The organism is Paenibacillus campi, from assembly GCF_034659835.1.
Lineage (GTDB): Bacteria > Bacillota > Bacilli > Paenibacillales > Paenibacillaceae > Saccharibacillus > Saccharibacillus campi.
Genome location: NZ_JAXSQZ010000003.1, coordinates 351,441 through 365,456, shown reverse-complemented (window position 1 = coordinate 365,456; position 14,016 = coordinate 351,441). Strand labels below are relative to the sequence as shown.

The 14,016-nt window shown below is 43.9% G+C and carries 9 protein-coding genes; all 9 read right to left on the bottom strand.

Annotation, left to right across the window (positions count from 1 at the left end):
- Nucleotides 1–150: 150 nt before the first annotated feature.
- Nucleotides 151–1,350, bottom strand: coding sequence for a D-xylose ABC transporter substrate-binding protein (gene xylF / locus U1I11_RS10255; RefSeq protein WP_322906000.1), 1,200 nt, complete (start codon nt 1,348–1,350; stop codon nt 151–153).
- Complete coding sequence (locus U1I11_RS10250; protein WP_322905999.1) at nt 1,347–2,891, bottom strand: response regulator; 1,545 nt, start codon at nt 2,889–2,891, stop codon at nt 1,347–1,349. Before U1I11_RS10250 ends, xylF begins: the two co-directional genes overlap by 4 nt.
- Nucleotides 2,869–4,344 (bottom strand): sensor histidine kinase, encoded by a 1,476-nt coding sequence (locus U1I11_RS10245; protein WP_322905998.1) that lies wholly within the window; start codon nt 4,342–4,344, stop codon nt 2,869–2,871. Before U1I11_RS10245 ends, U1I11_RS10250 begins: the two co-directional genes overlap by 23 nt.
- A complete protein-coding gene (locus U1I11_RS10240; protein WP_322905997.1) occupies nt 4,341–5,318 on the bottom strand; it encodes a sugar ABC transporter substrate-binding protein in 978 nt (325 codons plus the stop codon). Before U1I11_RS10240 ends, U1I11_RS10245 begins: the two co-directional genes overlap by 4 nt.
- A 597-nt stretch (nt 5,319–5,915) precedes the next feature.
- On the bottom strand, nt 5,916–6,452 hold the full coding sequence (locus U1I11_RS10235; protein WP_322905996.1) for a cysteine hydrolase family protein: 537 nt from the start codon (nt 6,450–6,452) through the stop codon (nt 5,916–5,918).
- 420 nt (nt 6,453–6,872) lie between these two features.
- The gene (locus U1I11_RS10230) at nt 6,873–8,630 is read right to left on the bottom strand and encodes a hypothetical protein (protein WP_322905995.1); all 1,758 of its coding nucleotides are present in this window, start codon (nt 8,628–8,630) and stop codon (nt 6,873–6,875) included.
- Between the two features lie 54 nt (nt 8,631–8,684).
- Nucleotides 8,685–10,007, bottom strand: a complete 1,323-nt coding sequence (locus tag U1I11_RS10225; protein WP_322905994.1) for a hypothetical protein — start codon at nt 10,005–10,007, stop codon at nt 8,685–8,687.
- 399 nt (nt 10,008–10,406) lie between these two features.
- Nucleotides 10,407–12,131: an assimilatory sulfite reductase (NADPH) hemoprotein subunit gene (gene cysI, locus U1I11_RS10220; protein WP_322905993.1), complete on the bottom strand. Its 1,725-nt coding sequence runs from the start codon at nt 12,129–12,131 to the stop codon at nt 10,407–10,409.
- Nucleotides 12,132–12,180: 49 nt separating this feature from the next.
- Nucleotides 12,181–14,016: an assimilatory sulfite reductase (NADPH) flavoprotein subunit gene (locus U1I11_RS10215; RefSeq protein ID WP_322905992.1), complete on the bottom strand. Its 1,836-nt coding sequence runs from the start codon at nt 14,014–14,016 to the stop codon at nt 12,181–12,183.

The window sequence follows — 14,016 nt, the reverse complement described above, 5'->3', positions numbered from 1 at the left end:
GGCAGCAAATAGTCTGTACAGCAATTTGAAAATACTTCATAGTATCAAATAAAACCCCGCGAGTGATATAGCAGCATATTGCTGTATCACTCGCGGGGTTTAAAGGATGCCTTACAATCCTTATTCCATTAACTTTCCATTGTTGCTCCACTACTGCTTCCCATACACTTCCGCTCTCGTATGAAATCCATCTGCGATTAGCGTCGTATCGATATTGGACTTATCGACCGCTACTGGGGCAAGCAGTACGGAAGGCACTTCGAGTTTGCCATTGTTTACGCGCCGGGTCGTTTCGATCTTTTCATTTTTGGCGAGTTTGATAGCAAGCTCGGCTGTGACTTGAGCGAGTTTACCGATTGGTTTGTATACGGTCATCGTTTGTGTGCCTTGTACGATGCGCCTGGCAGCCGCCACATCACCGTCTTGACCGGCAACTGGAATTTTGCCTACTAGTCCTTGTTCGCGTAGCGCTTGCACGACACCACCCGCGGTGGCATCATTGGCGACGATGATGGCATCGATATGATTATGGCTCGCTTGCAATGCTTCGCGCATATGTTGTAGTGCTGAAGCTGGTTTCCAGTCTTTTGACCATTGATCGTAGACGACGCGGATTTTGCCGTCATCGATCTTCGGTTGTAATACATCGAATACACCCTGTTTGAACATATGGGCATTATTGTCAGTATCCGCACCGCCAATATAGACGTATTTGCCCTCTGGCACAATGCTTGTAATCGCATCCGCCTGTAAGCGTCCCACTTGTTCATTGTCAAAAGATACATACAGATCAACATCGGCATTTTTGACTAGCCGATCATAAGAAAGTACTTTTACACCTGCTTTATGTGCACGGTTAACGATCGCTGCGGTCGCATCGGCATTATGTGGCACTAATACCAATACGTCGATGCCATCGGCAATCATCTGCTCTGCCTGCTCGATCTGTCTAGCATCGTTGCTGTCTGCCGATTTGACAATGACTTCGGCACCAAGTCGTTTGGCTGCTTGCAGAAAAAAGTCGCGATCTTTTTTCCAACGTTCCTCTACTAGCGTATCCATCGCAAAACCGATCCGAATCGGTTTGTTGCCTGAACGGACAGCATATTGCTGTGAGTTGGTTTGGCTCGTTTGTTCATCCGGTTTATATTGCTGGCGCGTATCACTATTAGTCGTACTGCTCGTTGTCTTGCCTGATCGTTCACTGGATATCGCTTCATCGCTAGAACAAGAGACGAGCAGCATCGCAACCAGCAACAATAGTAAGAACGGAAATATTACCGACATGTTGCTATGCCACAAGTGACTGGAATGATCCGGCATTTGTCTTTTGCGCTTAGTTGTGTTCATTCGCGTGCTCCGAGCAATGTTTTGCGATATTCAGTCGGTGAGACGTCGGCAAGCTTTTTGAATACTTTGCTAAAATAATTCGGATCGCGATAGCCGACTTCATATGTGATTTCTTTCAGACTTAAACTTGGGTCAGACATCAGCTTTTTTGCGCGTGTGATCCTGCACTCGGTCAAGAAATCGATATAGTTTACCCCTAATTGCTCTTTAAACAGTTTGCTAATATAAAATGGACTCAACCCAAATTGATCACCGATCCCTTCGAGCGATATGTCCTGGCTAGAATGCTCCATAATGTACTGTTTAATTTGCCGAATCGTATCTGGTTTAATCTTCTGGCTGTATTCATCCGACTGACTGCGCATTTGCTCTAACATCATCGCGGTTTCATAACGCAGTTGCCGATAGTCCTGTATGCTGGACGAATAGACCGGTGCTTCCAGTTCAACGCCCATTTCGGTTAGCATTCGCGAAGCGATCCATAGCCGCTGCAAAACAAGCTGCTGTGCATGCAAACGATCCAGTCCTTGTTCTTCATAAAAGCGAATGAACTGCATCGTATCTTCACGCATATGATCCCAATCGCCTACGCGTACCTGATCAAACAACCGCTGTTCGGCAAGCCTTGCTTCACGATGGCTATTGTCCGGGATATGATGGGACGCATGATCCATATAAAAGCGATATTTAACCGGCAAGTTTGGATTGCTCGTTGCGATTAACGCTTCTTGATACGATTGTCGCAATTGAGCATGAACACCATACGCGTTGCCGATGCCGATAAAACATTGTGCGCGCAGCTTAGGTCCGGCAGCGGTAAGCAGCTCTTGTGCCAGCTCGGATGCTTGTGCACGTAGTGATTGTCCACTACGCCGAAAAGCGATAATTGGAATCTGCCGTCCATTGAGCGCACCGACTAAGCCGCTACCGGTACGACTTACTTTATCACGGATCGTCGGATACAGATGCTCTCCCTGCTCGGGAATGATAACTGCTAACGCAAACTTTTCACAATCCGGGTTTACATGGAGCCAGCCAACCATCTCATCCAAATGCACCTCATGCACATGGTCAAACAGCAATTGTGTGACCATATCGGTCTCGATTACCGGCAACAGTCGCTGTAATGTATGTTCTCGCTGTAAATTTTGTTCGCGATTCGCTCGCTCCTGGTCAATCTGTGTTAGCACTCGTTTTACGGTGGCAGTAATCTCGCTCGCTTTACTTGGCTTGAGCAAATAATCTTTTACCCCTAACTTGAGCGCACGGCGCGCATATTCAAATGTATCGTAGGCAGTAATCATAATGAACTTGATATCGGGAAAACGTGCCCCGATCACTTCGGTCGCTTCCAGACCGTCCATACCGGGCATTTTAATATCCATCAAAATCAGATCAGGTTGAAATTGCTCGGCAAGTTCTACCGCAAGCTTACCGTTTTTTGCCTGCTGAATCGTCAGGTCGGGAAAGTCCCGGCGCAAAATCGCTTCCAGTCCTTCACGTCCCACCTGCTCGTCATCAACGATAAGCAGCTTCATCATAAGCGTCCAATCTCCTCGTTTTCGGTATAGTCAATCGTACACGTACGCCAGCACCTTCGGTACTATCGATATGAATCACATCATGCACGCCGTAAAATAATCGCAAGCGCTGTACCACATTCGTAAAACCGATTCCGGTCGAATGCCCTTCACTTTCCACTGGTTGCTGCAACATCTGCTCATCCAAAATTTGTCTAATCTTCCCGCTGCTCATCCCCGGTCCGTCATCAGCAATTTCAATTACCACATGCTCGCCTTCATCGTGTACGATCATTTCGATCGTACCTCCGTGCTCTTTCGGCTCGATTGCGTAATTAATCGCATTTTCAATAATCGGTTGCAGCGTCAACCCAGGCATTTGCACGGATAAACATTCCTCATCAATATCGGTATACAAATGCAGACGATCGGTAAACCGCGCTTTCTGAATTTCCATATATTGTTTCATTACACGTACTTCTTCATACAATGTGACCGAGCGATCGAGACGCTTCAAATTGTAACGTAGTAGCCCTGCCACACTGACTAGCAGATCGCTTGTCTCCTCGGCACCTTCCAGAAATGCTTTTTTGGATAATGTATCCAAAATGTTAAACAGAAAATGCGGATTAATCTGGCTTTGCAAACTGCGCAGCTGGCTTTCCTGTAATAGCAGCTTATTGCGTTGCAGCTCATTTTCAAGCTGTGCCTTTTGCTGAATTTCCGAAATTAATCCGTTGATGCTAATGCGCATATGTTCAAACATTTTGGCGAGAAAAGAGATTTCATCAGATGAGTTCACCCGTACTTGCAAATCAAACCGCCCTTTCGCCAGCTCTTGCGCTGCCCGTGTCAGTTGCTGGATCGGTCGCGTAATGCTGAGCGAAAACCAATACGTAAACAGCAGTAGCCAAAATGTCATCGTGACCAAAATCCAAATGCCTAACGTTTTCAATTCTGCCGACTGCTGAATAATGCCGCGATAAAATTGCTCATACGTGCTTAATTCTTTATCAAGCAGCGTTAACGTCATATCGGAAATGTATTTGGAAATGCGCGTCGCTTCAGCAAAGGCATCCGCTGAATCTTCGCTTTCTTTTTCTGCATGAAACATGACCGCACGTTCAGACGTATCGATTAAACTATCGATCAAATGAATATATCCGGTCAATGCAAAGTCATTCTCACGATTGCGCAAATTGCTAATATCAAGCTGCGCATCACGCAACAGTTCTTCTTTGCGGCGCAGACTACTCAAATTGCCTTCCGCCGGTGTGATCAAATAACTATTGAGTGAGGTAACGACTTGTTGGCTCGATGTGGTCACTTCATTCAGTCGCAAATAACGCTGTAAAATTTCATTGTATTGATTTTCCGTCTTTTGGTTGTAATACATCAATGTAATCCAAATCATTAGCATAATGAACATAATAATCGCCGTCAGCGTCCATATTTTACGTTGAATACCGATCATCGTTCATGCGCCGCCATTTGCATATGAATATTTGTCAAATAGCCTTCGCTCTCTAACGGGAGCGGGCTTCCTTTTAGCCATTTCATCATCATTTGTACGCTCACCTTTCCCATCATTTCAGGCGATTGCTCCAAAATGCCGTCTATTTTGCCACTTTGCAGCAGTGGAAGCACATCCGGATTGTCGTCAAATGAATAAATTTTGTACGTTTGTACACGTGCACGCTGGCTAATCTCCTGTACCATCGCTTCCGTCAAATTTGAATCAATGGATATAAAAGCGCTTACACCTGGTAGCTCATTCATCACATTTTGTGTGGCGGCAATAATGCTTTCGCGGATTTCCGGTGTTTGTACGTAACGGAATTGAATTTGAGGATATTGTTTTAACACTTGCTCAATGCCGGCAAGTCGTTGCCGTTGATCATATTCATTCCGGTTATCGCCCATTAATACGACCGTACCTCGTTCGCCCAAATCATGAATGAGCTGCCGCGCCAGCATCTGTCCAGCGGCGACCGGGCTTGAACCGACATACATTTTGCGCAAACTTTCTTGTACCGGCACATCGCTGGCAACGGTAATGATCGGGATGCCGTAAAAGGCTGCCTTAACTTTGGTCAAATTTTTAAATTCATTCGTATCGATGCCTTGCACGATAATGCCATCAACACGCGAATCGATCGCAATCTCCAATTGTTTGAGAAAGCTTTCGCGATCCTGTCCATAACTGCCCCAAATTTCCAGCGTAGCGCCCAAACGTTGTGCTTCCAGCTCTGCACTCGTACCGAGCTTTTGCCAGAACGGTGTGCCCATATTAGAAGTGATCAGCACGAGTCGATATTGAGACTGCCGCAGTGTACTCGATTGTGGCAGCTCACGTTCAGAATCGACAAACCGCACTGCCGCACACAATGTAAAAGCTAAAAGTGTCAGACAGACCACCGTCAATAAAACGCTTACTTTTTTGTGCAAATGAACTACCTCTCTTTTCAGTTACGATACTGTATTATAGCATCGGGAGGCATAAAGCTAGAAGATAGAAATGGAACATTTTTTAAGAGTCTTAGTTATTTATATAATATAATGATATGAAAAACGCACGGTAATTATCCAAAACTATCCGATTATTTAAAATGAAATCATAGTATATAGGCATCGGTATAGCCAACAGTCTCAATATACCGATCGATTATTTAGTCGCTAAGCATGCAGCGATCGGTTAAATGGATTGGTATCTCTGTTTGATGATAGCATATTCAGCGGCTATTTTTACGAATTTATATACAATTTATTGAAAAAAGTGTTTTTGTTGGATTTTTTATTAATAAGGAGAAATACTGTTTTTTTTAGATGTTTAAGCGTATGTTTTGCCTTATGATCTGTTTAAATTGTGCACAATAAATAGGGCTATTCACGACTCGGTTCAGTATGTATGACATGCTATACATTTTAAATCGTATAAAATATAACTAAAATGCATCCAAACTAAAACGCAACAATGATAGCGATTACGCAAGATTCGCTGTCATTGTTGCGTTGTGTACTTTGTTCTGTACTTTATTGCAACCCTTAATGCAATACAATTTGCTCGATCGGTTGCACTTTGGCAAATCGGTTATGCCATACATATTCATGATGGCGAATGATTTGCGCTGCTGACAGTACATCACTATCCAATGTGCTATGTCCATCGGCAACGACGATATTTTGCTGATATCCGAGGCTATACGCATTGCGCAATGTCGTATCCAGGCAAAATTCCGTCTGCGCACCGGCAAAAATAATCTGCTCGATCCCATGTCTACGCAGCCAATCGAGCAAACCGGTACGGTAAAACGAATCCCATTTGGTTTTCCAAAACACCGGATCGCCTGGCAACCGATTCAGTTGATGGCAAATTTCCCAATCCGGTGTGTTTGGATACAATTCATCCCCTGCATGCTCATCACAGTGCTGAATGAATACGACAGGGATATGATTGGCTCTCGCCCGCTCGATTATGGTGTTGACTTGCTCGATTAAAGATTCGCGTGCATGCAGTGCATTTTGTGCACTGTTGAAGAAGATTTCTTGCATGTCGATAATGACGAGCGCTTGTTTGATCATAGGTTCCTCCGGTGGGGTGGATTTAAGCATAGGGCGTGATTGTTAGTTGTTTTACTGTTGGTTGTGTAGTTTGATCGTACTTGGTTCGCTTTATTGAAAGCATAAATGTTTTGTAGCATTTGGGCAAGGGCAGGTGTTTCAAGTTAGTTTTGGTGGGTGGTTTAATAGCTTTTTATACGGTTTTTTAGGTTTTTATTATTGTGAATTTTTCATATATTGAATTTTTTATTTTAGCGATCATTTGAGCTATATTTATAAATTGCAATGTCGCTTAATCATTCAATTGTTGAAATTATTTGTAAATGTAAGTTGTAACATAATTTGCAAATAAAAAATCCTCTCTTGTATGATGCCCGTCTCCGGCGCAAGCGGAGCATTTTAACAGCACACAAGAGAGGATGATGAAATTTTAAAGTTTGTTTAAAAGTTACTCATCGAGCCTTCATCATTTTTATGCTGCTGTTCCTCCTCGGCTTCCTCTATATCTTCCATTGCACTTGTTTGTAGTGCTGGCATCATATCGTTTTGTGCTTGTTGCTGGAAACTTCCATTCATTAATGACGAAGGGGTGGAATTAAGCATTATATTTGGAATTCCGTTGCTTATCATATTTTGAGCGTTTCCAAACCCATTTTGATTATTGTTAAATAGGTTATTGTTAAATAGACTTTGTGCATTCCCAAAATTCATAGATGGGAATGTATGTGGTAGTTGCGTTAAATTAAGATTGAAGTTAAAGCTGGGCGGCGGTGTAAATGAAAATGCAGACAGTGGGTTAGCTGGTGGTAAGCCAATCAGTTGATTATTTTGCCCTATTGTACTGCCTGTTGATGATTGACTGCCCAGTAATAACATGTCCTGCTGATTCTGCTGATCTTCCGATTCTGAATTCAATTTCTGATGCTTCGCGATCTGCTCCATGTCAGAAGCAGCATCTTCTTGTTTGCGAGTTTTTTGCGCTTCCAAAAAAGAACGTTTTTTTAAATTACTTGAATCTTCTTGATGTTTGTTTAGTAAGTGTTTGCGTTGGTCAGTATGGCTTTTGCGATGTTTTTCCATGTCTCTTTTTAATGTCGGTTCGAGTTTCCAATCTTTGTTTGCTGCATTGTCGTTTCTTTCTTCTTTCTGCATGCCTTCACTAATTAACATTGAATCAGAATACTCTTTTAGGCTATTAAATATATATGGTTTAATATTTGGATAAGAGTTCCCGATACTTTGCTCCCATTCGTGTAAAATGCTCGCCATAGCTGTTCTTTTATATTGACTATTATAGTCTTTTCCTTGAAATAACTTCCAATTGACTTCCATATGCTTTAACGCTTCGTGTACAGCAAGTAGCGTCATCATTTTATCCCAATCTTCTTGACTCAATGTTGTAGGGTTTGTTGTTTGCTGCTTTTGGTCTATAACTTTTTTTGCTTTGTCCTTTAGTTCGACAATTGATTTTTGTGTATCTTTGTTATATTTATTAATTTTTTCCTTGGTAAACTCACTTTTAAACTTTTTAAGCAAAATATCGTGATGAACATATTGTTGAGCAACAGCATGCGGGTCATTGATTATAGCAGATGAATCGGAAGCTTTTTCAGCTTTTTCAGTATAGTTTTGATCAAGTAAATCTAAATACTTATTGGCATCCGCTTCCCCCCTACCGTCTGGTTTACCCATTTTAGCAGAAGTAAGCGGTGCTGATTGATAAGCGATAACATAATCGGAAACCATCGTTTGAATAAAGCTTTGCCAGCCTAACTCACTTAATTCAAGATCGTTCAATGCGTGTTGCACTTTATTTTGATTAATTACAATTAACTCGTTAATTTCCTGCAATCGATCTTTATTATTTTTAAGGTGCTTTTCATAGGTTTGGTCCGACATGTTTATTGCTTGAAAGTCACTTTTAGCAATCAAAGAATCAGAAAGCATTTCATTCCAACTTTGTGCTGCTAAATGATCCCATTTCAGACTCATATCTATGAGCATGTTAGTTAATGGTCGATGTTCTCCGATTTGGCTTAATGCGTTAAGTGTAAGCGACCATGATACCGTGTGCGACTTTTGACCGATTGGGCCATATTTAGTTGGTGGTCGATCATTAGATAATAGTAATTCATCTATGTTAAATACACTGGCTGGTACTTTATTGTCAGCTTCTTGTTTATCTTGTAAATCAACCAAAGCTCGAAAATTCGATGGAGTTGATAGTTCGTTTACTTCGGCTTCCGCTTGTTCTTATTCAGCTTGCTGTTCTTGCAATTCTTCCTCTAGTTCATCTTTATTAATCGTCTTGGCTACATTTATAAGCTCTGCAACAGATTCGGATTCATTCGCTGGTATTGAGTTCGCACCAAGTTTGGACTCCACATTTTTTTGATAAAATTGCCAAATTTTTGGATAAACACGCTGAAATGCCGTTCCATATTCTTGTCTGAGCAGCTTTAATTCATTTTCATCACTAATTCCGTTTATATTATCTGCACCAGGGTCCCAATACATTGCTGCTGCCTTTTCAACGAGCATTTGATGTTGTGGGTTAGGAACATAAGACGGCGCTTGGGCTATGATTGCTTCTAATTCCGTTAATACCAAATTAGCGGCTGGTTCTCCATGCCCGGAAGGCTTGGATTCATTAACGCCCGCTTTCCCCTTTTTTTGCGTAAATCCTGTATGGGTTGTTAACGGAGCTAGCTGTAATGCGACAAAATAATCAGATACTGCTTGTTGAATATTAGCTACCCATTGCAAAGAGGTATCATCTTTTTGCAGTAAATGATCAAAATAATCATCAGAATATTTGTTTGCATACTTCGTAAAATCTGTGTAATCGAGTTGTGGAGCGAGTGATGCTTCATCTTGTCGTGACTTAATTACGTTTAATTGCTCACGTAAAGCACTCCAATCTTTTTTTAAATAATTTATAATAAAATCGTTTGCATCCATCTCATGGACAGATTCGTATCCTTTTTTGAGTAATGTCCATGAGATGGAGTGAGCCATCTGAGCTTGACCAAATTGCGTAGGCGGTCGAAAAGAAGCAGGTAATTGAATTGCGTTTATTTTGTAATTGTTGACTTTATTCACGTTCGCCTGCCCATCTGACCGACTTAAGCGGGCTGTATTCGTATAAATGAATTTTGCTTGTAAAACGCGGTTACTACCACCATTCAATGTTGATGTTAATTCAGAAGCTGAACTTAATGCGTCGTTGGCAGATGGCTGTGCATGATTAGCAGATGAATGATCCAGCGTTGACAAAGGTACACTTGTATCTACTTGCCATGCTGGCTGTATATCAGCGGATGGAGATGATTGTATGGCATGGGGACGTGTTTGCATAATTAACTGTTTGACTGCCTGATTGCCAAGCTGTCGCTGCATGAGCAACAAGTTCGATGATTTTAACGGCAGGTTGCCATTTGCTGTCGATCTGCTGGCATTGCTGCCAGTTCCACTTCTGTATGCTGTATAAGCTGTGTCTTGCACAGTTTGCATTCGTTCTACATTAACATCTGCCTGCGGTGATGAAGGCTTGTGTGATGGGTATTCCATTTCCATATCAGCATCTCGCTCCATTCTGTTCGATCTATGTATAGCGGTTATTAAGTATGATTATAAAATAATTCCAGTTTTGTGTCGCTAGTTACTTATGCGTTGCGAGATGAAATGATTGTGTAGGATCGATTTGGTTTGTTAGTGTTATTTTATGTGCATCATGTGCATCTATTATTATGAATTTTTCATATATTGATTTTTTAAAATATGTTTTGACGATGAACTTATAGTTAGCGGTGTTGTACTGGATCGCTATGTATACCAAAAAACAAAAAGCTGTAAAAGTAAGGATTTCCCTTCTTTTACAGCTCCCTCGCTTACAGCTTTGTCAGCATAAATGATGATCCACCCTAATACTGCTATCATTTTACGTTTATCGTTCTTCGCTTTGCCGATCTGTCATTAAGCATGAAACTGCTGTCCATCATACACCGCTTCCACAAATCCCGCCCGGATCACAAAGTCACCAAAATGTTCACCTTGCTCGCGCTCGATTGCATAGCGTTGGAAAATCGGCTTCAGTGAGGAGAGAATTTCTTCCTCCCCGATATTTTCACGGTACAGCTTGTTCAGACGGCTGCCGTCGAATCCGCCGCCCAAATACATATTGTATTTACCAGGCCCTTTGCCGATAAACGACAGCTCTGCCAGCATCGGACGTGCACACCCGTTCGGGCAGCCGGTCATACGTACGACGATATCTTCGTTGCGCAGCCCAGCTTGATCGAGCTCAAGTTCCAGCTTGTCGATCAGCGTCGGCAAATAACGTTCCGCTTCCGCCATCGCCATGCCGCATGTTGGCAATGATACACATGCCATCGAGTTGCGGCGCAGTGCGGAATAATGAGCGCCATCGGTCAGACCGTATTGCGTGATGAGCGCTTCGATCTTTTTCTTCTTCTGGCTGCTCACATTGCCGATGACCAAGTTTTGGTTCGGTGTCAGGCGGAAATCGCCAGTATGAACATTGGCAATTTCGCGCAAGCCGGTCATCAGCTTGTAATCGTCCAGATCGACGATACGACCGTTTTGGATAAATAGCGTGAACATCCATTTGCCGTCCGTGCCTTTTACCCAGCCGTAACGGTCGCCATTATGATCAAAATGGAACGGACGCGCTGCTTGCAATTGCCAGCCAAGACGTGCATGCAGTTCGGCAACGAGCCAGTCCAATCCGCGATCATCGATCGTATATTTGAAGCGGGCATGTTTACGTACCGCCCGATCGCCATAGTCGCGCTGAATGGTGACGACTTTCTCCGCCACCTCGATCATCTGCTCTGGTGTAATAAAGCCGATCACTTTGGATACTTGTGGATAGGTGGCGGTATCGCCATGTGTCATGCCCATTCCGCCGCCAACTGCCACATTAAAGCCGATCAGTTTGTTATTTTCAACGATCGCGATAAAGCCCAAGTCTTGTGAAAATACATCAACATCGTTAGATGGCGGTACGGCGATGCCAATTTTAAATTTACGCGGCAAGTATACTTCGCCATAGATCGGCTCCTGCTCGATTTCCAGCTCACGGCTATCGATGATCTTTTCCTCATCAAGCCAAATTTCGTGGTAGGCACGGGTACGTGGATCAAGATGTGTGCTCACTTTACATGCCCAATCATATACTTGCGCATGCACAGCTGATTGATCTGGATTCGTATTGCACATGACGTTACGGTTTACGTCACCACACGCTGCCAGCGTACTAAGCAGCGCATCGTTCACTTCACGAATCGTATTTTTCAGATTCCATTTTAATACGCCATGCAATTGAAACGATTGGCGAGTTGTCAGACGAATCGTACCATTGCCGTATTTATGCGCAATATCGTCCATCATTAGCCATTGCGCCGGGGTAACGATGCCGCCGGATGCGCGCACACGCAGCATAAACTGGTACGCCGGTTCGAGCTTTTGTTTTTTCCGTTCGTTGCGCAAATCACGATCATCTTGCATATAACTGCCGTGGTGCTTCATCAGTCGGTTATCATCCTCAGGAATGGAACCGGTAATCGGGTCTTGAAGCGTCTGCTCCAAGCTACCGCGCAAATAGTTACTGTTCCGCTTGATGTCTTCTACATCGCTATGCGGACGATCATGCGGTGGATATTTTTCATACTGGACCATTGGTTCGTTCTCCTCTCGTAATCACGGACATTCCCCATCGAGCGATTGCTCAATATACGTCGCGCTGATAACGTTTTTGCTGCAACATCGTGCTCAAATAGTCGGCTGCTGCCTCCTGACTTAGATTGCCTTCCTGAATCAAAATTTGTTCTAATGTCAGATGCACATCGTTCGCCATATGTTTTTCATCGCCGCAAACGTACAATACGGCACCACTTTGAATCCATTCGTACAGTTCGCGGCTACGTTCCAGCATGCGATGTTGTACATATACTTTTTTATCACTATCACGGGAGAAAGCAACATCCATCCGTGTCAACACGCCATCTTTAAGCCAGCGTTGCCATTCGGTCTGATACAGGAAATCGGTCGCAAAACGACGATCACCGAAAAATAGCCAGCTTTTTCCTTCTGCACCTGTTTCTTCACGCTCGGCAATAAACGAACGAAATGGCGCTACACCTGTACCTGGTCCGATCATAATGATCGGCGTTGACGGATCATGTGGCAGCTTGAAATTGTCGTTATGCTGAATATAAACAGGCAATGTATCGCCCGCTTCCAAACGCTCAGCAAGATGTACCGAGCAGACGCCATAACGCTGACGACCATGCTGTTCATACGCGACTTTACGCACGGTCAGATGCACTTCATCCGGTGACGCTTTGAAACTGCTGGAAATTGAATACAGTCGTGCTGGAATTTTGCGCAGCAGTGACAGCAGTTCATCGGCAGGGATGCTGCCCAGTCCGTAATCTTGAATCAAATCAAGCAAATCGCGCCCTTGCAAATACGCGCGTAAATCTTGCTCACGCCCTTCTGCCAGCAAAGCATCAAGCTGCTCATTGTCTGCCAGCCCTGCTACCTTTTCCAACAGTGGCTTCGTGAGCACGGTAATCTCATAATGACGCAGCAGCGCATCGCGTACGCTGGCAGTGTCGCCATTTTTGTTAAGTGTAATCGTTTCATCGCCATTCCAACCGGTCGCCTGCAAAATGTCGTCCACGAGCTGTGGATGATTTTGCGGATACACACCGAGACTATCGCCTGGTTCATACTGCAAACCGGAGCCTTCCAGTGACAATTCCACATGGCGTGTCTCCTGATCGGAACCGCGTCCGTTCAAATTCAGATTTTCCAACACTTCTGCCGGAAACGGATGGGTACGCGAATACGGCGATGTTGCCTCCGCTTCACTTGCAGTCGCTTCCGGTGCAGCTACTGCTACAGATGCGGCACTCGCTTCGCCAAGCGCAGCAAGCACTTGACCGATCCACTCGCCGGCTTGTTCCTCAAAGTCCACATCACAATCCGCACGCGGTACGATGCGCTGTGCACCGAGTTCTTCCAAACGTTTGTCAAAATCTTTGCCTGTCTGACAGAAAAATTCATACGATGTATCACCAAGCCCCAGTACGGCAAACTTCGTATCCGTTAACTGTGGCGCACGTTTGCTGTGTAAAAATTCATAAAATGGAATCGCATTGTCCGGCGGATCACCTTCACCTTGCGTGCTCGCCAGTACGAACAGATGATTTACCTTTTTCAAATTGTTCGGTTTGTAATCTCCCATTGCAGACAATGTGACGTCAAAACCTTGTGCTGTCAGCTGTTGTGCCAGCTTTTTCGCTAATCCATGTGCATTGCCAGTTTGCGAACCGAACAGCACGGTAACATCTTTCGGTACGCTAACAGCTGGAATGGCGGATACTGGTTCGGTTGACGTTGTTAGTGCTGGAGAAGCTGCCACTGCACCGGTCTGCAGTGTAGCGGTTAAATACCCACTTAGCCAAATGCGCTGTGTGTCGGTCAATCCAGGTAGCAAGCGATTTAGCAGCTCGGCTTGTTCCTGTGTAAAAGGACTGTTAGTTGCTTGAAATTCCAA

What these genes read in the sequence shown, in the direction of transcription:
- cysI (WP_322905993.1), bottom strand. Translation starts at nt 12,131, where the DNA reads ATGGTCCAGTATGAAAAATATCCACCGCATGATCGTCCGCATAGCGAT.
- U1I11_RS10235 (WP_322905996.1), bottom strand. Translation starts at nt 6,452, where the DNA reads ATGATCAAACAAGCGCTCGTCATTATCGACATGCAAGAAATCTTCTTC.
- xylF (WP_322906000.1), bottom strand. Translation starts at nt 1,350, where the DNA reads ATGAACACAACTAAGCGCAAAAGACAAATGCCGGATCATTCCAGTCAC.
- U1I11_RS10225 (WP_322905994.1), bottom strand. Translation starts at nt 10,007, where the DNA reads ATGGAAATGGAATACCCATCACACAAGCCTTCATCACCGCAGGCAGAT.
- U1I11_RS10250 (WP_322905999.1), bottom strand. Translation starts at nt 2,891, where the DNA reads ATGATGAAGCTGCTTATCGTTGATGACGAGCAGGTGGGACGTGAAGGA.
- U1I11_RS10245 (WP_322905998.1), bottom strand. Translation starts at nt 4,344, where the DNA reads ATGATCGGTATTCAACGTAAAATATGGACGCTGACGGCGATTATTATG.